Origin of the sequence: Thermus antranikianii DSM 12462 (assembly GCF_000423905.1) — a bacterium.
Classification (GTDB): domain Bacteria; phylum Deinococcota; class Deinococci; order Deinococcales; family Thermaceae; genus Thermus; species Thermus antranikianii.
Genome location: NZ_AUIW01000006.1, coordinates 1 through 25,267, shown reverse-complemented (window position 1 = coordinate 25,267; position 25,267 = coordinate 1). Strand labels below are relative to the sequence as shown.

The 25,267-nt window shown below is 64.1% G+C and carries 23 protein-coding genes and 1 pseudogene; 6 read left to right on the top strand and 18 right to left on the bottom strand.

Annotated elements, in window-relative coordinates; genetic code table 11:
- Together G584_RS12940 and G584_RS0106615 are read left to right on the top strand one after the other, a co-directional pair.
- Window positions 1-474, top strand: a complete 474-nt coding sequence (locus tag G584_RS12940) for an EAL domain-containing protein (protein ID WP_038050838.1) — start codon at window positions 1-3, stop codon at window positions 472-474.
- Between the two features lie 9 nt (window positions 475-483).
- Window positions 484-3,438 carry a PAS domain S-box protein gene (locus tag G584_RS0106615; protein WP_028493918.1) on the top strand — a complete coding sequence of 985 codons (2,955 nt, stop codon included), beginning with the start codon at window positions 484-486 and terminating at the stop codon, window positions 3,436-3,438.
- On the opposite strand, the gene G584_RS0106610 is transcribed toward G584_RS0106615, so the two are convergent.
- From G584_RS0106610 to G584_RS0106550, 13 genes are all read right to left on the bottom strand, one after another.
- Window positions 3,435-3,737, bottom strand: coding sequence for a metal-sulfur cluster assembly factor (locus G584_RS0106610; protein WP_028493917.1), 303 nt, complete (start codon window positions 3,735-3,737; stop codon window positions 3,435-3,437). The genes G584_RS0106615 and G584_RS0106610 overlap by 4 nt on opposite strands.
- Entirely contained in the window at window positions 3,734-4,885 is a 1,152-nt protein-coding gene (locus G584_RS0106605; RefSeq protein ID WP_028493916.1) for a hypothetical protein, read from the bottom strand. Before G584_RS0106605 ends, G584_RS0106610 begins: the two co-directional genes overlap by 4 nt.
- 66 nt (window positions 4,886-4,951) lie before the next feature.
- Complete coding sequence (locus G584_RS0106600; protein WP_028493915.1) at window positions 4,952-5,797, bottom strand: protoglobin domain-containing protein; 846 nt, start codon at window positions 5,795-5,797, stop codon at window positions 4,952-4,954.
- Entirely contained in the window at window positions 5,794-6,231 is a 438-nt protein-coding gene (locus tag G584_RS0106595; RefSeq protein ID WP_028493914.1) for a hypothetical protein, read from the bottom strand. The genes G584_RS0106600 and G584_RS0106595 overlap by 4 nt, the downstream gene beginning before the upstream one ends.
- A 31-nt stretch (window positions 6,232-6,262) precedes the next feature.
- Window positions 6,263-7,087: a DUF2249 domain-containing protein gene (locus G584_RS0106590; protein WP_028493913.1), complete on the bottom strand. Its 825-nt coding sequence runs from the start codon at window positions 7,085-7,087 to the stop codon at window positions 6,263-6,265.
- Window positions 7,060-7,278, bottom strand: coding sequence for a DUF2249 domain-containing protein (locus tag G584_RS0106585; RefSeq protein ID WP_028493912.1), 219 nt, complete (start codon window positions 7,276-7,278; stop codon window positions 7,060-7,062). The genes G584_RS0106590 and G584_RS0106585 overlap by 28 nt, the downstream gene beginning before the upstream one ends.
- 184 nt (window positions 7,279-7,462) lie before the next feature.
- Entirely contained in the window at window positions 7,463-8,794 is a 1,332-nt protein-coding gene (locus tag G584_RS0106580) for an MFS transporter (RefSeq protein WP_028493911.1), read from the bottom strand.
- On the bottom strand, window positions 8,788-10,119 hold the full coding sequence (locus tag G584_RS0106575; protein ID WP_028493910.1) for an MFS transporter: 1,332 nt from the start codon (window positions 10,117-10,119) through the stop codon (window positions 8,788-8,790). The genes G584_RS0106580 and G584_RS0106575 overlap by 7 nt, the downstream gene beginning before the upstream one ends.
- 3 nt (window positions 10,120-10,122) lie before the next feature.
- Window positions 10,123-10,800, bottom strand: a complete 678-nt coding sequence (gene narI, locus G584_RS0106570) for a respiratory nitrate reductase subunit gamma (RefSeq protein ID WP_028493909.1) — start codon at window positions 10,798-10,800, stop codon at window positions 10,123-10,125.
- Between the two features lie 3 nt (window positions 10,801-10,803).
- Window positions 10,804-11,316, bottom strand: coding sequence for a nitrate reductase molybdenum cofactor assembly chaperone (locus G584_RS0106565; RefSeq protein ID WP_028493908.1), 513 nt, complete (start codon window positions 11,314-11,316; stop codon window positions 10,804-10,806).
- A 9-nt stretch (window positions 11,317-11,325) separates the two neighbouring features.
- Complete coding sequence (gene narH, locus G584_RS0106560) at window positions 11,326-12,861, bottom strand: nitrate reductase subunit beta (protein ID WP_028493907.1); 1,536 nt, start codon at window positions 12,859-12,861, stop codon at window positions 11,326-11,328.
- A gap of 15 nt (window positions 12,862-12,876) precedes the next feature.
- Window positions 12,877-16,467 (bottom strand): nitrate reductase subunit alpha, encoded by a 3,591-nt coding sequence (locus G584_RS0106555; RefSeq protein ID WP_028493906.1) that lies wholly within the window; start codon window positions 16,465-16,467, stop codon window positions 12,877-12,879.
- A gap of 2 nt (window positions 16,468-16,469) precedes the next feature.
- Window positions 16,470-17,264, bottom strand: coding sequence for a c-type cytochrome (locus G584_RS0106550; RefSeq protein ID WP_028493905.1), 795 nt, complete (start codon window positions 17,262-17,264; stop codon window positions 16,470-16,472).
- A 96-nt stretch (window positions 17,265-17,360) separates the two neighbouring features.
- Here G584_RS0106550 and G584_RS0106545 point away from each other — a divergent pair, with 96 nt between their 5' ends.
- Complete coding sequence (locus G584_RS0106545; RefSeq protein WP_028493904.1) at window positions 17,361-19,172, top strand: AfsR/SARP family transcriptional regulator; 1,812 nt, start codon at window positions 17,361-17,363, stop codon at window positions 19,170-19,172.
- A gap of 3 nt (window positions 19,173-19,175) precedes the next feature.
- Window positions 19,176-19,829, top strand: coding sequence for a Crp/Fnr family transcriptional regulator (locus G584_RS0106540; RefSeq protein WP_028493903.1), 654 nt, complete (start codon window positions 19,176-19,178; stop codon window positions 19,827-19,829).
- Between the two features lie 270 nt (window positions 19,830-20,099).
- On the opposite strand, the gene G584_RS12020 is transcribed toward G584_RS0106540, so the two are convergent.
- Together G584_RS12020 and G584_RS0106530 are read right to left on the bottom strand one after the other, a co-directional pair.
- Window positions 20,100-21,359: an NAD(P)/FAD-dependent oxidoreductase gene (locus G584_RS12020; RefSeq protein WP_083964867.1), complete on the bottom strand. Its 1,260-nt coding sequence runs from the start codon at window positions 21,357-21,359 to the stop codon at window positions 20,100-20,102.
- Between the two features lie 539 nt (window positions 21,360-21,898).
- Window positions 21,899-22,165: an indolepyruvate ferredoxin oxidoreductase subunit alpha gene (locus G584_RS0106530; RefSeq protein WP_038050835.1), complete on the bottom strand. Its 267-nt coding sequence runs from the start codon at window positions 22,163-22,165 to the stop codon at window positions 21,899-21,901.
- 140 nt (window positions 22,166-22,305) lie between these two features.
- Here G584_RS0106530 and G584_RS0106525 point away from each other — a divergent pair, with 140 nt between their 5' ends.
- Window positions 22,306-22,701 (top strand): hypothetical protein, encoded by a 396-nt coding sequence (locus G584_RS0106525; protein ID WP_028493901.1) that lies wholly within the window; start codon window positions 22,306-22,308, stop codon window positions 22,699-22,701.
- Window positions 22,692-22,850 (top strand): annotated as a pseudogene (locus G584_RS13145) (DUF488 domain-containing protein); the annotation flags it as partial. The gene G584_RS0106525 and the pseudogene G584_RS13145, both read left to right, overlap by 10 nt.
- Before the next feature lie 27 nt (window positions 22,851-22,877).
- Here G584_RS13145 and G584_RS0106520 read toward each other — a convergent pair.
- From G584_RS0106520 to G584_RS12010, 3 genes are all read right to left on the bottom strand, one after another.
- Window positions 22,878-24,005 (bottom strand): TIGR04053 family radical SAM/SPASM domain-containing protein, encoded by a 1,128-nt coding sequence (locus tag G584_RS0106520; RefSeq protein ID WP_028493900.1) that lies wholly within the window; start codon window positions 24,003-24,005, stop codon window positions 22,878-22,880.
- A 95-nt stretch (window positions 24,006-24,100) separates the two neighbouring features.
- On the bottom strand, window positions 24,101-24,943 hold the full coding sequence (locus tag G584_RS12015; protein WP_245563342.1) for a cytochrome D1 domain-containing protein: 843 nt from the start codon (window positions 24,941-24,943) through the stop codon (window positions 24,101-24,103).
- An 18-nt stretch (window positions 24,944-24,961) separates the two neighbouring features.
- A partial coding sequence (locus G584_RS12010; RefSeq protein ID WP_038050833.1) for a transposase occupies window positions 24,962-25,267 on the bottom strand: 306 nt, incomplete at its 5' end.

The following is a 25,267-nucleotide window of genomic DNA, read 5'->3' as shown; positions in this document are numbered from 1 at the left end:
GTGAACGTGAGCCCCCAGGAGCTCCTGGACCCCACCTATGCCTTTCGGGTGGCGGAAGCCCTGGAGGAAACTTCCTGTCCGCCTGGCCGCCTGGTGTTGGAGATCACGGAAACCACCCTGATCCCCGACGAGCGGGGCAGGGATGCCACCCGGGCCCTCGAGGCCCTCAAGGCTCTGGGCATAAGCATCTTCCTGGACGACTTCGGCTCAGGCTACTCCAGCCTGGAGCGTTTGGCCGAGCTTCCCGTGGACGGGGTCAAGCTGGGCCAGGCCTTCACCCAGCGCCTGGGCATCCCGCCCGACCCCCAAAGCCCCCCCGCCCGGGTGGTAGGGGCCGTCTTAGCCTTGGCCCAGGCCCTGGGGCTCCAGGCCATTGCCGAGGGGATAGAGGATGAAACCATTCTCCTTTACTTAAAGAATCTCGGTTTTCCCCTGGGGCAGGGCTACCTTCTCGGTAGGCCTGACCGCTTATAATGGGGCGGAATGAAGATCAGCCCATCCAGGGTTGTTTTCATCTTTAGCCTCTTCGCCCTCCTCTGGATCCTCGTGGGCGACCGATTCTTGCACCTCACAGCCCAGGACCTCGCCACGCTGACCCGGCAGCACTCCATCAAGGAAAGCATCTTCGCCGTTCTCTCCATCCTCCTGGTCTACCTCCTGGCCAAGGCCCAGGAGTACACGGAAACGCAGAGGCGGAAGGCCCTGGAGGCCTCAGAGAAGCGCTTCAGGGCCCTGGTGGAAAACAGCCGCGAACTCATCTACATCCTTGATGCGGAAGGGTACATGCGCTATGCCTCCCCCAACGTGGCCCATGTGCTGGGGTATGACCCCCTTGGGTACACCCGGGAGCGGATCCCCATCCTCTCCTTCGTCCACCCCGAGGACCGCCTCTACGCCGAGGCAGCCTTGGAAGACCTCGTCCGCCACCCCGGGACCACCCAAGAATACAGCCTTCGCATCTTGGACCACCAGGGTGGGGTACGGTACGTACGGGTCTGGGGGAGAAACCTCCTAAATGACCCTGCGGTCCAGGGCATTGTCCTGAACATCCGGGACGAAACCGAGGAGGTCCGGCTCAAAAAGGACCTGGAAGCCCAGTACCACCTCTTCAGGGACCTCTTGGAAACCCTGCCCGGCGTTCCCTGGCAGATCCTCGTAACGCCGGGCGAGGACCCCCTTCGCGCCCCTATTCTCTACCTTGGGCCCCAAGCTGCACGCTCTGGTTATGGCTTGGAAGCGCTTCTGCGAGATCCGGGGCTTTACTTAAAGCATGTCCACCCTGAGGACCTGGACCTTCTAGCGGAAGCCTTCCACAGGGCCATTGCCCAGCCGGGCACCGTGCAGGAGGTAACCTTCCGCTTCTTCCTGGATCCAAACGACCCGAGCCAGTGGCGCTGGCTCAAGCATAGTCTGTACTACGACGAAGAAGCCCGACACCTCACCGGATACACGCAGGATGTCACCGAAGAAAAGGCCCGGGAACGAGCCCTAAGGGAATCCGAGGCCCTCTTCCGCACCTTGGCGGAAACCGCCCCCGCTCTCATCCTCATGTGGCAGGAGGAGCGCCTCACCTTCGCCAACGAGGAAGCCGTTCGCCTCACCGGTTACACCCGGGAGGAACTCGCAAGCCGCCCCATCTGGGAATTCGTCCACCCCGCAGACCGCAACCTGGTGCGGGAGCGGGGCCTCGCCCGCCTCCGCGGGGAAAACCCCCCAAGCCGCTACACCTTCCGCATCCTCACCAAAGAAGGGGAGGTGCGCTGGCTGGACTACTCCGCTGCCCGGGTGGAAATTGGCGGCAAGCCCGCCATCATGGGGGTGGGCCTGGACATCACGGAGGCCAAGGAACGGGAGCTGGCCCTCGAGGCCTTCGCCCAGGTGAGCGTGGCCCTCCGGCAAAGCGAGGACCTAAAGGAGATGATGGAGGCCGCCCTAGAGGCCACCCTTAAGTCCCTGGAAGCCCCGGTGGGGAGCATCCTCCTCTACGATGCCGACACATGCCGCCTGGAGGAAGCCGCAAGCCGGGGCTGGCTCAAGGAGATCCCCACCCCGGATACCCTTGCCGAAGAGGGCCTGGTGGCCCGGGCCTTCCGGGGAGAGGTGGTGGTGAGCCAGGACCTAAAGCACGATCCCCGGGTACACCCCGGGGTCCAGCCCTTGGTCCCGGAAGGATGGAGCGGGGTGGTGGCCCCCCTCCTGGCGGGAAAAGAATCCGTGGGAGCCCTCACCGTGGCCTGGCCCCATCCCCGCACCCCCACCCCCGCCGAGGTGGAACGGGTCCTTCTCCTGGCCGAGGCCATAGGCAACGCCGTGCGTCGGGCCAGCCTACGGCGCAAGCTGGCCCGGCGGGTGGAGCAGCTGGAAGCCTTGAGGGCCGTGGACCAGGCCATCGCAGCCTCCTTGGACCTGGACCCCACCCTGGAGGTCTTCTTCAACCAGGTGATGCGCCTTCCCCTGGATGCCGCGGCCCTCTTCCTCTATAACCCCCGGGAAAAAACCCTGGAGCTACGGGGCCTTAGGGGGTTCTACACCCCCATGAAAGGCGTTCCGCACCGCCTTCTCCTGGGCCAGGGGCATATCGGGCAAGCGGCCCTTTCCGGCGAGACCGTCTTCGTCCCCGACCTGACCCAAGACCCTGGGGCCGACGCCCAGTTCACCCTGAGGGAAGGGTTGGTGGCGGAAAAGGCCTACCCCCTCTTCGCCAAAGGACGGCTCCTTGGCGTCCTGGCTGTTTTTACCCGGAGGCCCTGGGATCTTTCCCCCGAGGAGGAGGAGTTCCTGGAAGCCCTGATCGGCCAGGGAGCCGTGGCCCTGGACAACGCCCTCACCTTCCAGGAGCTTTTGAAAAGCCAGCGGGAGCTGGAGGCCGCCTACGACCTCACCCTATGGGGCTGGGCCAAGGCGGTGGAGCTAAGGGACCAGGAAACCGCGGGCCACACCGAACGGGTCACGGAGCTCACCCTGCGCCTGGCCCGGGCCTTGGGGGTACCGGAGGAAGATCTGGAGCACATCCGGCGTGGGGCCATCCTCCACGATGTGGGCAAAATCGGCATCCCCGACAGCATCCTTCTAAAGCCTGGCCCCCTCACCGAGGAGGAGTGGGCCGTTATGAAGAAGCACCCCGTCTACGCCTACGAGTGGCTTTCCGGCATCCCCTTCCTCAAGAAGGCCCTGGAGATCCCCTACTGCCACCACGAGCGCTGGGATGGCTCCGGCTATCCCAGGGGGCTAAAGGGCCTGGAGATTCCCCTTTCCGCCCGCATCTTCGCCGTGGTGGACGTGTACGACGCCCTTACCTCCGACCGCCCCTACCGGAAGGCCTGGCCCCGGGAGAAGGCCTTAGCCTACATCCAGGAGCAAGCCGGAAAGCAGTTTGATCCCGAGGTGGTGGAAGCCTTCCTGCGGCTGGTAGCTGGGGAGGAACCTCCTCTTCCCTAGATCCAGCCCAGAAGCCTCCTGGCCTCCTCGGAAAGCCGGGCAGGGGTCCAAGGGGGGTCAAAGGTGAGTTCCACCTCCACCGCCTCTACGCCCGGGATGCGGCTCAAGGCCTGGCGCACCGCCTCCCCCATGCTGTCGTGCAGGGGGCAGCCCGGGGTGGTGAGGGTCATGCGCACGTAGGCCCTGGGGGGTTCCACCTTTAGCTCGTAGACAAGCCCCAGGTTGACCACATCCAGGCCCAGCTCTGGGTCATAAACCGTCCGCAAGAGGTTCCATGCCTGTTCCTCCAAAGGGTTCATCGCCGCATCACCTCCCAAAGGGCATAAACATGGGGGAAAACCCCCAAGAGGTAGACCCAGCCCGCCCCGGGAAAGAGGGGAAAAAGGAAGGCCCCTAGGGCCAACAGGGCCCCAGCCCCATACCCCGCACCCTCCGGAAGCATCTCCTTCAACAGAGGCACCTTTTCCTTCCCTGCCCTTGGGGCATACCGGTGGGTCCAGACCAGAAAGGGCAGGATCTTGTAAAGCATCCCCGTCACCACCAGCCCCACGAAGCCCAAGGCAAACCAAAGAGCCGCCCAGACGGGGTTAAAGGGCAGGACCAAGAGGGCCAGGCCCAGGAAGAAGAGGCCAAGGAGGTAGTGCCGCACCCCGATATCCAGGGCTTTTTTCATGCGGTTTTTAAGGATGCGCCAGGTGTCGTAGAGGGCCAGGGCGTAGGAAAGAAGAAGGAGGAGATAGCCCAACCTCTCCCCCATGGCCAAACCCAGAAGCCCGAGGTTGGCCGCAAAGAGGAGAAGCCCCAAAACCCGCTCGTCCACCCCGTGGGTGAGGGTGAACATGGAAAGGAGCTTGTAGCCCACGCCCAGGATGGCGAGGAGGAAAACCCCGCCCAAGCCCGCAAGGAGGTGCCAGGTGAGCCTTTCCGGGTCGTAAAAACCATAGCGCTGGGAAAGAGCCTGCAAAAGCCCTAGAAAGGGGGTGAGGACCAGGTAGAAGACCACCCAGGCCAGGGCGGTGGCCACCCGGTTCCAGCGGGGAGCCTGGCGGAAGGTGAGGTAGGCGTGGTAAGCGAAGAAAAGAAGGGCAACCAGGACCAAGCCCCCACCCCAGGGCACAAGGGAAGGAACCCAGGCGAAGCCCGAGGCCAGGAGGACTACCCCCAGGCTCCAAAGGACCATCACCGGATACCCCCACTCCGGGCGGTAAAGGGAAGTCTCCAGGACCACCGGCAGAAGCTGGTGCATGGCCCCAAGGAGCACCCCCACCCCGAAGCCCAGGAGGAAGAGGTGGGCCCCGGCCAAGCCCAAAGGGTGCCGGGGAACGGCAAAGGCCTCGGGATGGAGGGCAAATAGGAGGCTTGCCGCCAGGAAAAAGGCTTCTCCCAGGAAGAGGAATCCGGCGGGGATGGCAAAGGGAATCACGCGGTTATAGGCCGTGGCCAGCATCGCCTTAATCCTGAGCCTGCTGCCCGGGATTAGCCATGATCCAGGTCATGGCCACCCCCTGGGCGGTCAGCGGCCCGGGGGCAGAAGGGTGAGGAGGTCCCCTTCCCGCAAAGGGGTAGCCAGGCCCTCGAGGTAGCGCACATCCCGGCCGTTGAGAAGCACCGTCCAGCGGGGCCTGAGCCGCCAGAGGGTCTTGGGCTCCAGCCAAAGCCCCACCTCCTCCTCGGCGGCCAGGACCTCGAGGGCGAGGTCCCTTAGGGCAGGGTTCACGGCAAAAGCCTTGAAGAGAGCTTCCTCCACGCTTCCCGCCCGCAAGGCGAGGGGCCTGGGCAAGGCGGGGTGGGCCAGGCCCAAGGCCTGAAAGCGCACCGCCACCTTCCCCTCCCTAAGGGCAAGGGCGGCGTCAAACCCCTTCCGCATCACCTCCTCCTGGGCGGAAAGGTAGACGAGCCAGGGGCGCACGTCCCGCACCCTCTCCGCCACATACCGCCCCACCTGGGCGAAGGAAAGCCCCACGTACTCAGGGGGGATCAAGGCCCCCTTGGGGCCCAAGCCCCCGTGCCAGAGCCCCGCCCGGTACACCTCCCGGGCGAACTCCGCCGAGGTGTCCACCCCGATGGTGCGGGCCAGCCAGGCGGAGAAAAAGGCCCGCCTTGTGTAAAGCTCCTCCTCCGGCACCCTTCCCTCCCAGCCCAGGGCCCGGGCGGTGCCGGGGTGGCGGCTTAGGTGGTCGTAAACCCCAGCCACAAAGGAAGCCGCTTCCTCAAGGAGCCTTTCCGCATCCAGGCGCATGGCCCTCTTCTCCTCCTCCCCAAGCCCGCCAAAGGCGAGAAGGTCGGCAAAGACCTCCTCGGGCAAGGGCGGAAGATCCAGAACAAGGGCTTCCTCAGGCCGTGAGGACACCTGCTTCATCCTCCCCTCCTTTCCCTTTCCTCCCGCATTTTCCTCAGCATATCCCCCGTGACCACCCGCCTATGCATGGCGAAGGCGAAGACCAAGGTGGCCAGAAGCTGAAGCCCACCGGAAAGCCCAAGCCAAGGGCGCAGGCCCTCCTGGCCCAGGAGGTAGAGGGGCTCGAGGACGAGCCTTAGGAGCAGGCCGGCATTGAGAAGAACGAAGGTGAGCCCCTCGAGGCGATCCTGCCTCAGGCCCCCGGGCCTGGGCATCATCCAGTAGGCCACCCCCATCACCATCTGCAGGAAGAAGCCCACGAGCCCTGCGTGCACATGGGAGGAGCGAAAAGGCCCCTGAAGGCCGGGAAAGAGGTAGAAGAGGGTGCCCAGCAAGGCCGTGTAGATCAGGTAAACCAAGGCCGCCCGCACGAAGAGGAAGTGCCAAAAGCCCACGGGTCCCTCCCGGGAAACCGGCCCTCAGGGCCTAGCCTCCCTTGCGGATCAGGATCTTCACCTGCCCCGGGCCCAGGTCCTTGAGAAGGTAGGCGTGCCCCTCCTCCTCGAGGCGGGCGAGGAGGTGCACTGGCCTTCGCACGTGGTGGACCAGGAGCTTCTCCCCAGGCCTTAGCCTGGCCAAGGCCTCCAGGACCCGCATCATGGGCAGGGGGGGCTCGAGGTTCTCCTCAATGAACACCTCCGCCTGGTAGTCCCGCCAGTCCTCCTCGCTTAAGGAAGCAGGACCCGCGGCCACCCCTTGCCCTTGCCTGACCTCCTGGCGGTAAAAGTGAACGCGGTAGTGCCTCTCCCCAAGCCGCTCGCACCAGGCTAAAAAGCCTTGCTTTCCCAGGACCTTGTAAAGGGGAATGGGCTCAAAGAGCACCTCCAAAACCAGCTTCGTTCCGGGTCCCACCTCCCGGGCCGCCGCCATGATGGCCTGGAAGGGCTCTCCTCCCTGCTCCAGAATGGGCCGCACATCCAGGTGGAAGCCCACGGGAGCGGACAACCAGGGAGGAGGCGGGGTACCGAGGAGGCTTTCCCCTTCCTTGGCCACCGGCACCTCCGGCCGGGCCTCCACCCCTAGGGCCCGGTTGAGGCGGGCCACCAGCTCCTCTGGCTCCAGCCCCCCGATCCTGGCCGCCTGGGCCACGGTGACCAGGTTGGGCATGGTCCTGCGCAGAAGGGGGTTTTTGAGCTTTTGGAAAGCAGGGCTTGCCTCCGCCAGGACCTCGAGGAGCTCTGGCCAGCGCCGCAAAACCTCGGCCACCTTCATCTCGGGCCGGACTACCTCTTGCCGATCCTCACCCGCCATACCTCCGGTCCCTCCTCCAGGTACGCCCAGTCCACCTGCCCAGGCCTTTCCGCCATGAGCTGGTAGTAAAGGGGCTTGGGGTCGTGGTCGTTAACCAGGACGAAGCTTTCCCCGGGCTTCAGGGCATCGAAGAGGGCAAAAATCCTAGGGTGCCGTTCCCTTGGGGGTAGGGTGCGCACATCCAGCTCCATGGCCCAAGCTTCCCCCGCCTTCGCCCTATCCGCCATGACCTGGGTCAAGGGAAGACCCAGGCAAGGATACCTTGCCCGGGAGCTTTCCCTATCCCACCCTCGCTATCGCACGCCTTCCGACCTTCCAGCTTATGGAAAGCCCTCACCGACGCTCCCACCCTGGCAGAGCCCGGGTGGGGTGGCCTCAACAGGGCTTCTCCGCCCCTTTGCGGGCGTAGTAGTACCAGTTCAGGAAGAGGTTCAAGGCGTAGAAGACCATGAGGCCATAGAAGAAGGCGGTGAAACCCCCCGTGGCCTTCTGGGTGTAGCCGGCAAGGGTGGAAAAGATGAAGGGGCCATAGGCGGCGATGGCCGCGGTCCAGCCGATGACCCCTCCCGCCTGCCTGGGCGGGAAGATCATGGGCATTTGCTTGAAGGTGCTGGCGTTCCCCACCCCGCTGAAGAAGAAGACCAGGAGCATGGCCAGGACAAATAAGGGGAACTGCTCCAAGGAAGTGGGCCGGGTGAAGAGGGTGACCAGGAGAGCGGAAAGGAAGATGCCGAGAGCGGAAACCTGGGTGACGATGGCCCCGCCAAAGCGATCGGAGATCGGCCCGGCAACGATGCGGGCCAGAGACCCCACCAACGGACCCAAAAAGGCATACCTCAAGGGATCGGGCGCCCCATCGAACTTCCCGTATACCTCCCGGATCAGAAGAGGAAAGATGGCGGAAAACCCGGAGAAGGAGCCGAAGGTCATGATGTAGAGGCTGGTCATGATCCAGGTGTGCTTGTCGCGGAAGATGTCAAACTGCTCGCGAAGGTTGGCCCGCACCGGAACGCTTCTTAAGTACACCCACGCCAGCAAAGACCCCACCAGCACAAAGGGCACCCAGAGGAAGGTGGCGTTTTGCAACCAGATGGGCTGGGAAACCCCGGGCTTGGGGGTGAAGGTCTGCGGACCCCCCAGGAGGGAGCCGAAGAGGGCAAAGCCGATGACCCAGGGGGTCACGAACTGGACCACGGAAACGCCGAAGTTGCCGATACCCGCTTGCAACCCCAGGGCCGTCCCCTGGAGGCGCTTGGGGAAGAAGTAGCTGGTGGAGGGCATGAAGCCGGAGAAGTTCCCCCCGCCGATCCCCGCCAAGAAGGCCAAGAGGAGAAGAACCCAGTAGGGAGTGTGGGGGTTCTGAACAGCGAAACCCCAGCCCAGAAGGGGTATGAGCAAGAGCAGGGTGGAGAAGGTCACCAGATGCCGGGTACCCAGGATGGGGGGCAGGAAGGTCCAAACGATGCGCAAGGTCCCCCCCGCCAGCCCCGGCATGGCCGTGAGCCAGAAGAGCTGCAGGGTGGAAAGCTCAAACCCCACCTTGGGAAGCCGGACCACCAGGGCGCTTACCACGAACCAGGTGATGAAGGCCAGGGTGAGGTTAAAGGTGGTGATCCAGAGGGTGCGCCAGGCCAAAGCGGCATCCCAGCGCTTGGGATCCTCGGGGTTCCACTCGGGGATCCAGGTACCCTTCGCTACCTTCAGCATGGGCGGTCTCCTTTCAACTCAAACTCGTCTTTAAGGTGCCTGGCCTCTTGTTGCAGAAGCTGCAAAACGGTGAGGTGCATCCAGAGGAAGCTGAGGGCGGCAAGTATGAAGAGCACGAAGAAGGTCATCTGGGGCAGTCCAGTCCAGGCTTGGGCGTAGGCGAAAAGAGGCGGCAGGAAGAAGCCTCCCAGGGCCCCCAGCATTCCCACCAACCCCCCCACGGCCCCCACGTCTTTGGGGAAGTAGGTGGGGATGTGCTTGTACACCGCCGCCTTACCCACACCCATCCCCACACCGATCAGGAACACCAAGGCTGTAAAGAGCCAAACGTTCATGGTGAACTGCATGACCTCCCTGCTCCCCTGCTTGGTGTAGAGGACGATGTGCCCCTCGGGCATCATGAGAACCCCCGAGGCCAGGAGGATGATGCCAAAGGTCCAGTACATGACCCGCCGAGCCCCGAAGCGGTCGGAAAGGTAGCCGCCAAGGGGCCTCAAGAGGCTTGCGGGGAAGATGAAAAGGGCGGTGAGAAGGGCGGCTTCATGAAGGGGCAAGCCGAAGACATCCACGTAGTACTTAGGAAGCCAGGCGCTCAAGGCCACGTAGGCCCCGAAGACCACCACGTAGTAGAGGCTGAAGCGCCAAACCCTTACGTACCTAAGGGGCCTTAACATCTCAAGAAAAGGCCTCCCCTGCCCCGGACGCTTATCCTGTCTGGGAGTACCGAACCACATGAGAAAGCCCATGAGCATCAGGAGCACCGCATAGAGGAAGGGAATGAAGCGCCAGCCCCCGGGGATTAAGCCCCCCAGGTACCCTGCCGGCGGGATGCTGGCGATGAGGGCGGGCCCGATGAACTTGGTGACGCTGGCCCCCACGTTCCCCGCCCCAAAGACCCCCAAGGCAAAGCCCTGCTGCTCCTTGGGGAACCAGGCGGAGTTCCAGGCGATGCCCACGCTGAAGGAGTTCCCGGCAAAGCCCACCAGGAAAGCGTACAGAAGAAGCTCCTGGTAGCTTCCCGCCCGGGACACCAGATAGGCGGGAATGGCGGTGAAGAAGAGCATGAGGGTGAAGACCAGCCGCCCCCCGTACCGGTCCGTGAGGATGCCGGTGAAAAGCCGCCACAGGGAGCCGTTCAGGATGGCCACCGCCGAGAGCCAGGAAAGCTCCACATCCGTGAGGCCGAACTCCTTGCGGATGGGCACCCCCAAGACCCCGAACATCAGCCACACCGCAAACATCACCGTGAAGCCGAGGGTGGAAAGCCAAAGGACCCGAAGCCGTTCAGGACGCTCTTTCTCCAGCTGAATGGGGTCGTGGACCATAGTTCACCTCGCCAGCTTGCGCACCCAGATGACGATCTGCCAAGGCCTCACCACGTAGCCCAAGGGCACCGTGATGATGTGGACCAGCCGGGAGAAGGGGAATACCGCCAGAAAGACCCAGAAGTTAAAGACGTGGAGCTGGATCCAGAAGGGCAGGTCGGCGATGAGTTCCGGCCTGGGTTGCAGGGTAAGGATGGACCAGAGGTAGGGGGTCATGACCGCGGGGAACCAGTAGCTTCCGTAGCGGTAAAAGAGGGCGGTGAGGACGCCGGAAAGGACGGATACGAAGATCACCACCAGGACCACATAGTCCATGGAGGTGGAAGCCGCCCGCACCCGGGCCACGGAAACCCTTCGGGCCAGGAGCACGTAGGTGCCCACCAGGGCCCAAAGCCCCAGGCCGAGCCCGGTGATCTCCAAGAGGTAAAGCCTCAAAGGAACGGCGTTCCAGAGGAGAAGCCCCTTGGGGATTAAAAGGGCCAGAAGGTGGCCCAAAAGGACCAGGACCAGCCCCCAGTGCATGGCGATGGAGCCGAAGAAAAGGCGCTTTTGCTCCAGAAGCTGGCTGGACTGGGCGGAGATGGAAAAGGGCCTGTAGGCCATGCGGTAGGCGGTGACCGCCACCGCCAGGGTGAGGGCGATGTAGGGGAAGACGCCAAAGAGAAGGGTGTTCCAGTTCATCCTTCACCTCCCTGCCAACACTCCCTGCAAGGCCTCCTGGACCCCCTCGAGGACCAGGAGGTAAGGGTTCTTGGCGTCCAGGGTCTTGAGGGTCTTGTGCATCTCATGGAGGGCCTTGGGCAGGATCTCCAAGAGCTCGGGAAGGGGGTTTTCCGAGCGGGCCAGGTAGCGGAGGACGTTGGCCAGGTGGTCGGGAAGCTCGCTTCCCGGGTCCAGGTTGATCTCCCGGAAGGCCCGCACCAAAGCGGCCAGGAGCTCTCCCCGCTGGTAGCTTTCCCCGTAGACGGCAAAGCCCACATAGGGGGCGGTGGTGGGGGTGAGGTCCAGGGTACGGGTGTAAAGCTCCTCCCACTCCCCCAGGGAAAGCTCCTCCACCTGGCGCAAAAAGCGCTCCAACTTCTGCTTGGCAGGCCCCCGGGGGCAGGCGATCCAGCGCCGCCAGAGTTCCTCCAAGCGCCCCGGCATGGGGTAATCCAGGGCCAGGGCCAGGGTTTCCAAAAGGGTGGCGTTGCCCATGGCTTCCTCCTACTCCCCCCTCAAGGGCGGCTGGATGTAGCCGAAGCCCGTCTCCCCCTTGTGGGCCAAGGGATCCTTCCACACCTCCGCCGCCATCTCCCGGTGGTAAGGGGGCAACACGAAGCGCTCCTCCAGGGTGGGGAGGGCGGTGAGGCGGTAGATGGCCTCGGCCTCCTCGAGGGTGAGCCCGGCATCCCGCAAGACCCTCTGCGCCTTCTCCGTCACGCCGCCTTCCAGGCTTTCCTGCCTTTTCAGGATGCGCACCGCCAGCATCTTCTTAAGGGCGGGCACGATAAGGCTTTCATTGCCGGCTGTGAAGAGGTTGGCCAGGTACTTCACCGGCATCCTCGCCTTTTCCAGGCTCTCGTACACCTCAAAGTCCAAGTCGGTCTCGGGGATATCCAGGCGCACCAGCCCCCCATTCTCCTGGCTAGCCCTTAAGGCCTTCTCCAAGGTGGACACCACCGGGGAAAGAGGCGGGACATAGAACATCATGGCCAGGGTGCGGTACTCGGGGTGCAGGGGGAAGGCCAACCCCCAGACCTTCACGAACTTGTAAATGGGGGAGTTCTGAGCGGCCTTAATCCAACCCTCGTCAATCCCCTCAGCCTTGGCGGCGGCGATGACCTCGGGGTCAAAGGGATCCAGGATGATCCCAAGCTGGGACTCCACCAGCCGGTCATCGGGCACCATGGCCGCCTCGGGGATGCGGTCGGCATCGTAAAGAAGCACCCCCATGTAGCGGATCCGCCCCACGCAAGAGTGGGCGCAGGCCGGGGCCTGGCCGGTTTCCAGCCGGGGGAAGCAGAGGATGCACTTCTCGCTCTTCCCCGTGGCCCAGTTGTAGTAGACCTTCTTGTAGGGGCAGGCGGCCACGCACATCCTCCAGGCCTTGCACTTGTTCTCGTTGACCAACACCACCCCGTCCTCCGCCCGCTTGTAGATGGCCCCGGAAGGGCAGGCGGCCACGCAAGCCGGGTTCAGGCAGTGGTTGCAGATGCGGGGCAGGTACTGAAACACCACCCCCTCGATCTCGGAAAGCTGGGCCTGCACCTCGGGGTCCAGCCCCTTCAGGTTGGGATCGTTGGCGGCGTAGAGGGGGCTTCCCCCAAGGTCGTCGTCCCAGTTGGGCCCGGCCTCTGGGGTCATGGGCTCCCCCGTGATCATGGAGATGGGGATGGCGGTGGGCTGATCCTCCCCTTCCGGGCTGGTGAAGAGGTCGTTGTACCGGAAGGTGTAGGGTTCGTAGTAGTCGTCCAGGGAAGGCAAGGCGGGGTTGAAGAAGAGGCGGGCTAGCCCCTGGGTGCGGGAGTGCAGGCGGAGGTCCAGGTGGCCGTCCTGGTACCTCCAACCCCCCTGGAAGCGCTCCTGGTCCTCCCAACCCGTGGGGTAGCCGGCACCGGGCCGGGTTTCCACGTTGTTCCACCACATGTACTCCGCACCCTTGCGGTCGGTCCAGAGGTTCTTGCAGGCAATGGAGCAGGTGTGGCAGCCGATGCACTTGTCCAGGTGGAAGAGCATGGACATGTGGGCTCTAACCTTCATGGCGTTCCTCCTTTCTCACCACTCCGGGGGCCTTTCCAGCTTGCGCACGAAGACCCAGGTGTCCCGGTTCACCCCCACCGGCCCCCAGTAGTTGAAGGCGTAGGTGAACTGGGCATAGCCCCCGGACATCAAAACGGGCTTGAGGCGGGCGCGGGTGATGGAGTTGTTCATGCCGGCCCGCTTGCCCCTTAAGGGGCTCTTGGGAATGCCCACCGTGCGCTCGGTGGCGTGGTACACGAAGACGGTTCCCCTGGGGATGCGGGCGGAGACGATGGCCCTCTGCACGAAAACGCCGTTATCGTTGAAAAGCTCCACCCAGTCGTTGTCCTTGATGCCCAGCTCCGCGGCATCCTTGTCGTTGAGCCAAACCGGGTAGCCTCCCCGGGAAAGGGTCATCATGCGGTGGTTCTCCGAGTAGGTGGAGTGGATGGACCACTTCCCGTGGGGGGTGATGTAGTTGAGGAGCTTGCCCTGGGCCTCGAGGGCGCTCTTTTCCGTTTCCTGGAGCATGAGAACGTCCGGCCGCGGCTTGTAGGTGGGAAGGTGTTCACCCCAAGCCAGGTAGTTGGGGTGGTCCAGGTAGAAGTGCTGCCTCCCCGTAAGGGTGCGCCAGGGAATGAGGCGCTCCACGTTTAAGGTGTAGGGGCTGTAGGCCCGGCCCTGGTTGATGATGGCGCTCCAGGTGGGGGTGGTGAGCTGGCGGCGGGGCTGGGCCACCAGGTCCTTGAAGGAGATGCGCACGTGGCGGTTGCCCTCGGCTAGGTCCGTGAGCCTGACCCCGGTCTTCTTCTCCTCGTCCAAGAAGGCCCGGTAAGCCAGTTCCCCGTTGGAAACCGGGTCCAGAAGGAGGATGGCCTCGGCCACCTGGCGGGCCTCCTCGAGGCTCGGCCGCTTCTCCCCCTGGAAGAGCCGGGGCTGGCGCTCGGCCAGCTCCTTGTAGAAGTCCTCCACGGGGATGGTAAGGCCGTGCATCCCCACTCCCGCCTTCTCCACCACCGGCCCCAGGGTGACCATCTTCTCGTAAAGCTTGGTGTAGTCCCGCTCCACCACCCGGAACTTGGGCATGGTCTTGCCGGGAATGGGCTCTACTTCCCCTTTCTTCCAGTCCAGGTCCTCAGCCTGGGCCAGCTCGTCCGGGGTGTCGTGCTGCAAGGGGATCATGACCAGGTCCTTCACCGGGTTGGGCAGGTGCACCTGTGCCAGTTCCGAGACCTTCTTGGCAATGGCCTTGAAGATATCCCAGTCGGGCTTGGATTCCCAAGCGGGGGGCACGGCCGCCTGCAGGGGGTTGATGAAGGTGTGAAGGTCGGTGGTGTTGATGTCGTCCTTCTCGTACCAGGTGGCGGCGGGGAGGACGATGTCGGAGTAGAGGGCGCTGGTATCCATGCGGAAGTTGAGATTCACCACCAAATCCAGCTTCCCCTCGGGGGCCGGCTTGCGATAGACCACCTCCTGTACCTGCCCCTCGGCCTTTTCCTCGGCCACGGCGTTGGTGTGGGTGCCCAGGTAGTGCTTCAGGAAGTACTCGTGCCCCTTGGCGCTGGTACCGATGGCGTTCCCCCGCCAGATGAACCAGACCCTGGGCCAGTTCTCAGGAGCGTCGGGGTCCTCCACCGCGAACCTCAGCTCCCCCCGCTTAAGGGCCTCCACCACGTACTGGATGATTTCCTCTTCGGTCTTGGCTCCCCTGGCTTCCGCCTCCTTGACCACCTCCAGAGGGCTCTTGTTGAACTGGGGGAAGAAGGGAAGCCACCCCTTGCGCACCGCCCGGACCTGGTGGTCTATGGTGTGGTCCGTTAGGCCGGCTGCCGTCTTGTCGTACGCGGAAAAGCCCCGCTCGTAGCGCCACTGGTCGGAGTGAACGTAGTGGAAGCTCGGGGTGTTCTGCTGCCTGGGGGGGTAGCCCCAGTCGGTGGCGAAGGCAATGGGACCCCAAGAAGCCTGATTGGCCAGCTTCTCCTGCCCCACGTAGTGGGCCAGGCCCCCGCCGTTCACCCCCACACTTCCCGTGAGCATCAAAGCCACGATCCCCGCCCGGTACATGAGGTTGTTGTGGTACCAGTGGTTGATGCCCGCTCCGATGATGATGAGGTTTTTCCCCTTGGTCTTGAGGCCGTTTTCCGCCCAGGAGCGGGCGTACTTAAGGAGGGTATCCCGGTGGATCCCGGTCCACTTCTCCTGCCAGGCAGGGGTATAGGGCAGTTCATCCCCGTAATCCCTGGGGTAATCCCCCGGAAGACCCCGCCCCACCCCGAACTGGGCCATGAGGAGGTCAAAGACCGTGGCCACCGCTACCTTTTCCCCCTCCTTGGTCACCACGTACTTGACGGGCACGCCCCGCTTGAGCTTTTGGTCGGAGGAGAAGTCGTCAAACTCCACAAGAAGGACCTCGTCCTCCGCCCCCAGGAGGCTAAGCCGGGGGTTTAAGGGCTCGCCGGTTCTCGGGTCTTCCAGCTTCAGGTTCCACTTGCCCTTCTCCTTCTGCCAGCGGAAGCCGAGGGTCCCTCCGGGCATCCTGGGGCCTTTCTCCTCATCCCAGAGGAGGAGCTTGAAGTCCCCGTTCTCCTCCTCGGCGTACTCCGAGAGGCGGTTAGCCCTGAGGTAGCGCCCGGGGCGGCCATCCCGGATCTCGATCAGGAAGGGGGCGTCGGTGTACCGCTTCAGGTAGTCCAGGAAGTAGGGCACCTCCCGCTCGGCGTAGTACTCCTTGAGGAGGACATGGTTCACCGCCATCCAGAAGGCCCCATCCTGGCCGGGATGGATGGGAATCCACCAGTCGGCGTACTTGGAAACCTGGGAGAAGTCGGGGCTAAAGACGGTGAGCTTGGCCCCCGCATGCCGCACCTCGGAAATGAAATGGGTGTCCGGGGTGCGGGTCATGTTGAGGTTGGAGCCCATCACCGCGATGAAGCGGGCGTTGTACCAGTCGGCGGACTCGTGAACGTCCGTCTGTTCCCCCCAGATCTCGGGGGAGGCGTTGGGCAGGTCGCAGTACCAGTCGTAGAAGCTCATGGGCACGCCGCCCAAGAGGGAGAGGAAGCGGCTTCCGGCGGCGTAGGAGATCTGGCTCATGGCCGGGATGGGGGAAAAGCCGATGACCCGGTCCGGCCCGTAGCGCTTCACCGTGGAAACCACGGCGGCGGCGATGAGCTCCAGGACCTCGTCCCAGCTCACCCGCCTGAAGCCTCCCTTTCCGCGGGCCTTCTGGTAGCGCTTGCGCTTATGAGGATCGCTCTGGATGGCCTCCCAGGCAGCCACGGGGTCGGGATGCTGCTTTTTGGCCTCCCGCCAGAGGTCCAAAAGAGCCCCCCTGGCGTAGGGGTACTTCACCCGGATGGGGCTATAGAGGTACCAGCTGAAGCTGATGCCCCGCTGGCAACCCCTGGGCTCGTAGGGGGGAAGGCCCGCCTCGAGGCTCGGGTAATCCGTGGCCTGAAGCTCCCAGGTGACCACGCCGTCCTTGACGAAGACCTCCCAGGAGCAAGAACCCGTGCAGTTCACCCCGTGGGTGGTGCGCACCCGCTTGTCGTGCTGGAACCGGTTGCGGTAGAACTCCTCCCACTTCCTTTCCGCTGGACTTTCTATTTCCCTGATCCAATCCTTCATGCTTACCTCCTAAGCTGGCTTTGGATGCGCTCTGCCAGGCTCTTGGGCCTTAGCTGCCAGAGGATGGCCTGGTAAAGCAACAAGAGTCCCAAAAGGACCAATCCCGCCACCAAGAACCGGCCCAGATACAGGGAAGCGGGCCTTGGCACCTCGTTGGAAACCTGAACCAGGAAAGCAGCCAGAGCCGCCGCTTCGGCCTCGGTGAGGGGCCTCCCCTTGTAGGCCTCCCGCATTACGGGAAAAGCGGGATTCTGCAATATCGCCGTAAGCCCCGCCTCGCCCCCCAGGCGCTTGGCGGCGTCCGTGAGGTCCCTGCCCAAGGATCCTCCGCCCAGGAAGCCTACCCCCGCCACCGTGTGGCAGGCCTGGCAAGGGGCCCCGCCGTTTTGCAAGGCCTTTTGCCCCAGGTATAGAGCCCGGCCTAAAGCGGGATCCCCTTGCACCTGGGGAGCCGGGGCTTTGGCCCCGGCCTGAGTACCCGATAAACCCTTGAGATACTGGGCGATGGCCCGGGCTTGGGCCTCAGACACCTGGGGCATGGGGGGCATGACCCCGCTATAGGTCACCCCACCCACCTCCAGGGGGCCAGAAAGCCCCTGCCGCACCACCCTCACCACATAGGCCTCGTCCTGCACCTTGGGGTTCCCCGCCAAGGGGGGAATGGCCCCGGGGATGCCCTGTGCCTCTGCACCATGGCAGGAAGCGCAGTACTGGCCGTAAAGGGCCTTCCCCCCCTGGGCAAACGCTGGGGAAAGAGCCAGGAGCAAGGCCAGGGGAACGAACCGCGTGCCCTTCATCCTCACCTCCGGCTTCCAGTTTGGGGAGGAAGCCTGGCACCCACTTTCCTTCCCTGGGACATAAGTCCTAGAAGAAGCCCCCTATCCTGGGAGGCGATGAAGCCCTTGGCCCGGCTACGGCTAGACCCCAAGGGAGTGGCCACGGTCCTCGAGGCCGACCCCTCCTTGGGCTTGGAAGGAGGAGGCCTCCCCTGCGCCCTTCTGGTCCAGGGGCAGGATCCCTTTGGCCGCCCCCTTTGCCCCCGGTGCCCTGTGCAACGGGAGCTTAGGCGGGGGGCCTACCGGGCCAGCACGCCCCTTCTCCTCAAGGGCAGGCGCCTCCGGTGCCTGGGCTACCGGGAGGAGGGAGGCTTTCTGGTGGAACTCCATCCTGAGCGGGCTGAACCCTCTGACCTCCTCTTGGAGCTCTCCCGCCTTACCCAGCACCTCCTGCAAAGCCCGGAGAACTTCCCCAGTGCCCTGGAGGAGTTCCTCAAGGCCCTGCGCCTGGCCCTAGGCATGGAGGCCGCCGAACTCTTTCTGATCGACCCCGAGGGCCACCACCTGATCCTCACCGCCTACGAGGGCCTCCACCGCGAAGCCTTCCTGGAACGACCCTGGTTCCAGCTGGGCGAGGGGTACCCCGGCATCGTGGCCCTGAAGCGGGAACCCCTCTTCACCCACGCCCTGGGGGAGGACCCCAGGTACCTGCGCCAGAAGGTAAAGCAACTGGGATACCAAACCTACATCTGCTACCCCCTAGAGCTTCCCCAAGGGCTCATCGGCGTCCTGAACCTGGCCTCCCGGGATCCGAACCTGGACCACCAGGAGCCCTTGGAAACCCTCTCCCGCATCGGGCCTCTCTTCGCCAGCACCCTGTACACCCTCCTCACCCGCTTAGGGGAGGTAGGCCTACAGGCCCTTCACCAGCACCTCTACCGGGGCGAGGTTTCCGAGGCCCGTTTGGCCTTCCTCAGGGAGATCCGCCGCCTAAGCCAGGCCACCGGGGTCCGGGTGGTGGCCAGAAGCGGGGAGAGGTGGGAAGCCGGTCTGGTCCCCCCGTGCGAGATGCAAAACTGCCCCGCCTGGAAAGGGGAAGTGGTGGGCTACAAAAACGGCCTTCCCCCCTGCCCCGAAGCCCATGGACGCCCCAGGACCTGTCTGCCCCTTTGGGCCCGGGGGGAGGTGGTGGCCATGGTCACCCTGTTCCACGCCCGTCCCCCCAAGCCCGCCACCCGTCCTGCGGCCCCTACCCTCTGGTTTTCCCGCCTGGCCACTCCCTTCCTCTTTCCACCCCTACACCCGCAGGAGAAGCCTGGCTCGCCGGAGCTGGAGATCTATGCCCTGGGCCAGTTCCGCCTGCGCTATCGGGGGAAAGAACTCACTCCCAAAAGCTTTGGGCGGGCTGGAGCCTACCAGCTTTTCAAGTACCTTCTGGCCAACAAGGACCGGGCCCTTTACGTGGAGGATATCTGCGAAACCCTCTGGCCTGACCTCCCGCCAGCCAAGGCCCGCCAGGAGCTCTACACCCTGGTTTATCACCTGCGCAAAACCCTGCCCGGCATTGTGGAACGGGAAGGGGAATACTACCGCTTGAAGCTTCCCGAGGATCGTTTCCTGGACTTTGAACGCTTTGAGGAGCTCATGCGCAAGGCTGACCTCGAGGACGGGCTTTCCGCCTTTAAAACGCTAAGGCAGGCCCTGGACCTCTACAAGGGCCCCCTCTTCGGGGATGACCCCTATGGGGAGTGGGCGGAGGCGGAAAGAAACTACCTGCAGGACCGGGCCCTTGCCGGCCTCCTGCGCCTGGGGGAGCTGGCTGAGGCCCTGGGTTACCTCGAGGTGGCCAAGGAAGCCTACGCCAGGGCCCTAAAGCTGGAGCCCTTCCTGGAGGAGGCACAAAGGCGCCTGAGCTTCTTGAAGGGGTAAGGAATGGATCTTAAGCAGGTTCCCCTCTTCCGAGACCTGAACCCCGAGGACCTCAAGGCCTTGGAAGGCGAGGCCAGGACCAGGCGGCTAAAGCGGGGGGAGGTGCTTTTCCTCGAGGGGGAGCCCGTGCGCTCCCTCTTCGTGGTGGAAAGGGGCCTCATCAAGGTGTACAAGCTGGACCCCGAAGGGCGCAAGCAGGTGGTGCTCCACCTGGAAGGTCCAGGACGGGTCCTGGCCGAGGTGGCCCTCTTCCTGGACCGGCCCACCTACCCCGCCAGCGCCGAGGCCCTGGAGGATAGCCAGGTCCTGGCCATTCCCAAGGAACGCTTCTTCCAGCTGGTGGAAGCCCGCCCTCCTTTAGCCCGGGCCTTGATCCGGTACCTGGCCCGCCGCCAGGGGCAGCTTCTGCACCTTCTGGACCGCCTGGTCTTCCACGAGGTGCGGGAGAGGCTTTGCGAGTTCCTCCTGGAGAAGCTTTCCCAGGAAGGGCAGGGCTTCCACCTGCCCACCAACCCGGAGCTCGCCGCCCTTTTGGGAACCGTGCCCGAGGCGGTTTCCCGCAACCTGGGCCAGCTCTACCGCCAGGGCCTCATTCGGCTTAAGGGAAGGCGGGTGGAGGTTCCCGATCCTCAGGCTTTAAGGGAGCTGATTAAGTGAAACGGGCCATCCTTCTTCGCGAGGGAGCGGAGTCTACGGGCTAGCTGGAGCCATCTCCAAGGCTGGGGGCTCCCTTCACCGGGGCCCTCATGACCTGGGTCATGGTCAGGACACCCCTATCGGCCCCACCATCAAGCCATGGCGATGGGTAGGTATTTCTTTCAGGCCCAATACGAAAAGCTCGTGCGCCAGGGCTCGTACGGGAGCTACTGGCAGAGCTTCTCACTACCCTGAAGGAAAACCGGCCCACGGAAGGCATCGTCCAGAGATTCAAGACGGCTCTTCTGGCCCACGCCGAGGCGGAGCTGGAAGGATGAGGGGTCCTTCGCCAAGGAACGTGCCGGGCATCGGTCCCCCCAGGAGAACCCGTACCCCTGGCTCCCGAAAGAAATAGGTGTAGGCCCAATCCAAAAGGACCAGGAGGCGGTTGCGGAAACCGACGAGTTCGGCAAGGTGCACCAAGGCCCAAAGGAGCCATGCGGGAAGGCCATAAAACCCCAAGTCCCCTATCTGGGCCACGGCCCGGTTACGCCCGATCACTGCCAGCTGGCCGCGGTCCCGATAGCGGAAGGGCAAGGGCTCCTTTCCCCGCATGGTCCGCACCAGGTTAAAGGCGGCATGCCGGCCCTGCTCTAGGGCCACCGGGGCCAGCTGCGGCCAGGAGAGGCCGTTGAGGTCCCCCACCACGTACACTTCGGGGTGTTGGGAAAGCCGCAGGCAGGGATCCGTGGGCACCCGCCCCCTGGGGTCCACAGGGAGACCCACGAGGGCATTCCCCTTAACCCCCACCGCCCACAGGATCAGATCCCCCGCCAGGCGGGCCCCACCCTGCAAACAGATCCCTCTTGGAAATACCTCCGCCACCTTCGCCCCAAACCGCACCTCCACCCCTAGACGCTCCAGGGCCCCCAGGGCATAGCGGGCAAGGCCTGGACTAAAGGAGGGTAGAAGCCGCTCTCCGGCCTCCAAAAGGGCCACCTGGGCTTTGGGCACCTCCGGGTAGTCCCGGGGAAGCACGTGGCGGAGAAACTCCGCCATGGCCCCGGCAAGCTCCACCCCTGTGGGCCCGCCTCCCACCACCAGGACCCGGAAGGGTGCCCCCCTACGGGCGGCCTCCTCCAGGCGATAAAGCAGGGCATACCGGATCCTAAGGGCATCCTCGAGGGTCTTCAAAGGGTAGGTATAGGCTGCGGCCCCGGGTATCCCCAGAGGGTGAGGCCTGCTCCCCGTGGCCACGATGAGGCGGCGGTAGGGAAGCCTTTCCCCACCGGCCAGCAGCAGGTAGCGCCCCTTCAAGTCCACCGCCTCTACCCGGGCTAGGAGGAAGCGGCCTCCCTTCACCAGGGACCTCAAGGGATGGGCCACGGCAGGGGCCTCCAGAAAACCGGTGGCCACCTGGTAGAGGAGGGGCTGGAACAGGTGGTGGTTTCTGGCGTCCACGAGGAGGTAGGGAACCCCGAAGCGGGCCAAGACCCTGGCCGCGGCCAGCCCCGCAAACCCACCCCCGACAACCACCACCTCGGGTTCCATCAGATGGCCTCCTCTAGGATCCGCCGCTTCACCTCCGTGATCAGCCGGTTCACGTCAATCCCCCTGGGGCAGGCCTCGGTGCAGCTGTGGGCGTTCCGGCAACGCTATATCCCATCCCTTAGCCAGCCCTTAACCCGCTCGGCAAATCCCAGAGGAAACTGGGAACCTAGACAAGGGCAGCAGAGCCAATGTATCGGCCATTGGCCCAGTATACGGGGCAACGCAAGTGCAGGCAGCACATGGGGATACAAGGGATACTGCACCTGCGGGAAGGGTCTTCTTAACCTCACCTAGCCCGGACCAAGCCCAAGGCACAAGGGGCTTTACGGTTATCCAGGCGGTGAAGAGGCCGCACCCTAAGGTACACGCCCCTTACGGGCGAGCACCGGCGATACAGGGGATAGGCGATGAAGACCGGGATGAGGCCCAGGCGAAGCCCGGTAAACACCGCCCCCCCACGGAAGCCAGGGATATGAGAGCAAAGGCCACCTTGGGCAGGAAGGGAACCTCCTGGCGCACCTCCACCCCTAGGCTCGGCATCAACTTTCCTCCAACACGTGCACGTTGGGTAGGGTCTGGGCCCACTGGCGGTTTTTCTCGATGTAGACCCTCCACGGCTCGGGAACATCCTCCTCGGGGAAGATGGCGTTCACCGGGCAGGCGGGCACGCAGGCCCCGCAGTCAATGCACTCATCGGGGTGGATGTAAAGCTGCTCCCCGGCATCGTAGATGCACTCCACGGGGCAGACCTCCTGGCAGGACCGGTCCTTTACGCCGATGCAGGGCTCGCAGATCACGTGGGGCATAGCTACCTCCAAGGCCCAGCCTGCTCCCTGGCCTTTGGCCCGTCCATGACCGGGGTCAAGGGGATCCCGGGGGCCAGCCTGCTAGGGCTGCCGGGAACAAGCTCACACTCGTGCGCAAGCGGGTAAGACGAGAATGGAGCATGGTGGCTTTGAGAAAGCTCCTTCCCCCCTACACCCTCCACACCCCAGGGGGAGAAAGGGTATACCTGCCGGACCTTAAGGGGAAGATCCTGGTTCTCCTGCGGGACCCCGGGGTGGCCCAGGCCCTGGCCCTCCGCCAGGAAGAGCTTGCGGCCCTCGAGGCCCAGGCCTTCCTCCTCGCCCAAGAAGCCCACGAAAGCCCCTTGCCCCTCCTCTTGGACCGGGACGGCAACCTGGTCCACGCCATCCCGGAAAAGGGCGTGCTGGTGGCCGATCCCTTCCTGGAGATCTACCACCTGGGGCCGGTAGAGGGTGTGGAGGAAGTCCTGGAGTGGGTGCGCTTCACAGGAGCCCAGTGCCCGGAGTGCGTCCTCCCGGAGGCGGAATGGCTTTAAGGGTAAAGCGCGTTTTCGAGCCGGCTTCCCCAGAGGACGGGGTGCGGGTGTGGCTGGGTTGCCTCTGGCCTCGAGGGCTCAGCAAGGAGAAGGCCCGGGTGGACTGGTGGGCCAAAGAGCTTTCCCCCTCCAATGTCCTCCGCTTGCCTAACCGCACCCCACCCCCGCCCAAGCCCTCATCCTGCGCTGGAAACTTTGCCCACCTTCTCCAACCAAGCCGGGGGCACATAGACGCACCGGGGCTCGCTGGCCAGGTAATCCCCGGTTTCCGCCCAGGCCCTGGCCCGGCTTCCCCCGCACACAAAGCGGTACTCGCAGACCCCGCACTTCCCTTTGAGGAGGTCCTTATTGCGGAGTTCTTGAAAGAGGGAGCTATACCGGTAAATCTCCAGGAGAGACTTCTCCCGGATGTTGCCGGCGTAAACGGGCAAGAACCCCGAGGGGGCCACATCCCCGGTGGCGGACACGAAGACAAAGCCGTTGCCGTCCGTAACCCCAAGCCGGGAGTGCTCCATACCGTCTTGGAAGTACTCCCGGTGGAGGCTTTCTCCCGCCGCCAGGGCCCGGTCCTGCGCACCCAGTTCCCTCCGCCTCTCCAACACCACCCGGCGAAAGTGGTGGGCTTCGGTGGTCTTTACATGGAAGGGGTAGGAAAGGGAAACCTCGTAAAGCCAGTGGAGCACCTCCTCAAACTGCCTGGCGGAGAGTTGCTTTAACAAGGCCCCCCGTCCCACGGGCACCAGGAAGAAAAGGCTCCAAAGGACCACCCCCTTCTCCGCCAGGAGATCGGGTAGAGCCTGGATCTCCGGCCAGTTTTCCCGGGTCACGGTGGTGTTCACCTGGGTGGGAAGCCCCGCTTCCTTGGCCCATTCCAGGGCCGCCAGGGTCCGGTCAAAGGTGCCCTCCTCTCCCCGGAAGGCATCGTGGCTTTTCGGGCTTGCCCCGTCCAGGGAAAGGGCCAGCCGGGTCACCCCTGCCTCCTTGAGCTGGAACACCTTTTCCCGGGTGAGAAGGGGTGTGGCCGCCGGGGTGAGGCCCACCTTAAGCCCCAGCTCCCTGGCCCTTTGGATGAGGAAAAGGAGGTCAGGGCGGGCAAGGGGGTCTCCCCCGGTGAGGAGGAGGAGGGGTTTAGGGCGGTAGGTGGCCACCTCCTCTATAAGCCTCAAGCCCTCCTCCGTGGAAAGCTCCCCAGGCAGGGGGTGGGGCATGGCCGAGGCCCGGCAGTGGCGGCAGGCAAGGAGGCAGGCGTTGGTCACCTCCCAGGCCACCAGATACGGGTACTGGGCGAACTCGGGACGCTCCATGGGAGCAAGCTAACCGGAAGACTCCCTGCCGACCATGACCGGGATCAAGGCCAAGCGGGGAGCGCCTGGGCGCTCCCCGCCCTCACCCCAGCAGGCTAGTAGATGTCGTAAGCGGTGTTGTACACGTTGAACTTCCCCGTAGGGGTGCGCACCCAGTCCCCGGTGATGCGGGCCTTTTCCCTGAGGGTAAGGGCATCGTAGACCACGATGAAGGTAGGGGTGTCCTTAGAGCCCCAGGCGGAAACCCAGATCTCGGTCCCACCCTTGTTGAACTCGGGATGCACCATGCGGGCCTTCAGCTCCTGGGCTCCCGGCACCTCCCAGCACTTGGCCACCTCCAGCTTGCGCTTGTCTATGGCGCAGAGGCTGGCAGCCGCCTGGGGACTCGGGCTCATGGGGAAGTCCACGATGACCCAGGGGCTATTGGGGTGGGTCTTGATGAAGAGGTTGCCGGTATAGGGCAGGGTGATCCGCTTGACCACCTTCCAGGCGTACTGGGGATGCTTTTCGGGATCCACCCCCACCACGGTCACCTCGGGGCTACCGATGTTCCCCGTGGCCCAAACCGGCCCGTAAGTGGGATGCTCCCAGTTGGAACCCCGGCCCGGGTGGGGCCTGACCCCCGCCTCCACCTCGGCTGCGAACTCCCGGGTCTTGGTATCTATTACGATCAGCTTGTTCAACGCGTTGGCCGCCACGATGAAGTAGCGCTTCAGGGCCCAGCCCCCATCGTGCAGGAAGAGATCGGTGTCGATCATGGTGATGGGCAGGGGCCGGCCTTTCTTGTGCAGATTGGAGTAGTCCACCAGCCAGGTCTGGCCCGACTCCTTGAGGTTTACGATCCACTCGGGGTTAAAGTGGCTCGCCACGATGGCGGCCACCCGGGCTTCCATCACCAGTTTCCCGGCCCCCTTAGCGTAGGAGATGGTGGAGACCATCTTGAGGGGCTGGTCGTGTCAAGAGTTATGTGTAAGAGTCTGTGTACGGGGGGCATACCGCTCCTGAAGCATCTTCTCCAGCACCTCCTTCACCTCCGAGAACCCCTTTAGTTTCCGTTCTGCCCACCTCCCTTCCTGCCTCTCCGACTCCAGGTAAAGAAGCTTGTACACCGCCTCTTCCTTAGGAAACTTGTGGTCCCGCACCTTCGTCCCCCGCCGTAGCTCCCGGATAAACCGCTCCATCAGGTTGGTGCTCCGCAGGTACGGCCAAAGCACCTTGGGGTACCCGTAGAACCGCAGGAAGGCCCCCGAATCCTGTACCCA

Bases quoted from the DNA above. Each gene is read 5' to 3' on its own strand.
- G584_RS0106615 (WP_028493918.1), top strand. From the start codon at position 484: ATGAAGATCAGCCCATCCAGGGTTGTTTTCATCTTTAGCCTCTTCGCC.
- G584_RS0106610 (WP_028493917.1), bottom strand. From the start codon at position 3,737: ATGAACCCTTTGGAGGAACAGGCATGGAACCTCTTGCGGACGGTTTAT.
- G584_RS0106605 (WP_028493916.1), bottom strand. From the start codon at position 4,885: ATGCTGGCCACGGCCTATAACCGCGTGATTCCCTTTGCCATCCCCGCC.
- G584_RS0106600 (WP_028493915.1), bottom strand. From the start codon at position 5,797: ATGAAGCAGGTGTCCTCACGGCCTGAGGAAGCCCTTGTTCTGGATCTT.
- G584_RS0106590 (WP_028493913.1), bottom strand. From the start codon at position 7,087: ATGGCGGGTGAGGATCGGCAAGAGGTAGTCCGGCCCGAGATGAAGGTG.
- G584_RS0106585 (WP_028493912.1), bottom strand. From the start codon at position 7,278: ATGGAGCTGGATGTGCGCACCCTACCCCCAAGGGAACGGCACCCTAGG.
- G584_RS0106580 (WP_028493911.1), bottom strand. From the start codon at position 8,794: ATGCTGAAGGTAGCGAAGGGTACCTGGATCCCCGAGTGGAACCCCGAG.
- G584_RS0106575 (WP_028493910.1), bottom strand. From the start codon at position 10,119: ATGGTCCACGACCCCATTCAGCTGGAGAAAGAGCGTCCTGAACGGCTT.
- narI (WP_028493909.1), bottom strand. From the start codon at position 10,800: ATGAACTGGAACACCCTTCTCTTTGGCGTCTTCCCCTACATCGCCCTC.
- G584_RS0106565 (WP_028493908.1), bottom strand. From the start codon at position 11,316: ATGGGCAACGCCACCCTTTTGGAAACCCTGGCCCTGGCCCTGGATTAC.
- narH (WP_028493907.1), bottom strand. From the start codon at position 12,861: ATGAAGGTTAGAGCCCACATGTCCATGCTCTTCCACCTGGACAAGTGC.
- G584_RS0106555 (WP_028493906.1), bottom strand. From the start codon at position 16,467: ATGAAGGATTGGATCAGGGAAATAGAAAGTCCAGCGGAAAGGAAGTGG.
- G584_RS0106550 (WP_028493905.1), bottom strand. From the start codon at position 17,264: ATGAAGGGCACGCGGTTCGTTCCCCTGGCCTTGCTCCTGGCTCTTTCC.
- G584_RS0106545 (WP_028493904.1), top strand. From the start codon at position 17,361: ATGAAGCCCTTGGCCCGGCTACGGCTAGACCCCAAGGGAGTGGCCACG.
- G584_RS0106540 (WP_028493903.1), top strand. From the start codon at position 19,176: ATGGATCTTAAGCAGGTTCCCCTCTTCCGAGACCTGAACCCCGAGGAC.
- G584_RS12020 (WP_083964867.1), bottom strand. From the start codon at position 21,359: ATGGAACCCGAGGTGGTGGTTGTCGGGGGTGGGTTTGCGGGGCTGGCC.
- G584_RS0106530 (WP_038050835.1), bottom strand. From the start codon at position 22,165: ATGCCCCACGTGATCTGCGAGCCCTGCATCGGCGTAAAGGACCGGTCC.
- G584_RS0106525 (WP_028493901.1), top strand. From the start codon at position 22,306: ATGGTGGCTTTGAGAAAGCTCCTTCCCCCCTACACCCTCCACACCCCA.
- G584_RS0106520 (WP_028493900.1), bottom strand. From the start codon at position 24,005: ATGGAGCGTCCCGAGTTCGCCCAGTACCCGTATCTGGTGGCCTGGGAG.
- G584_RS12015 (WP_245563342.1), bottom strand. From the start codon at position 24,943: ATGGTCTCCACCATCTCCTACGCTAAGGGGGCCGGGAAACTGGTGATG.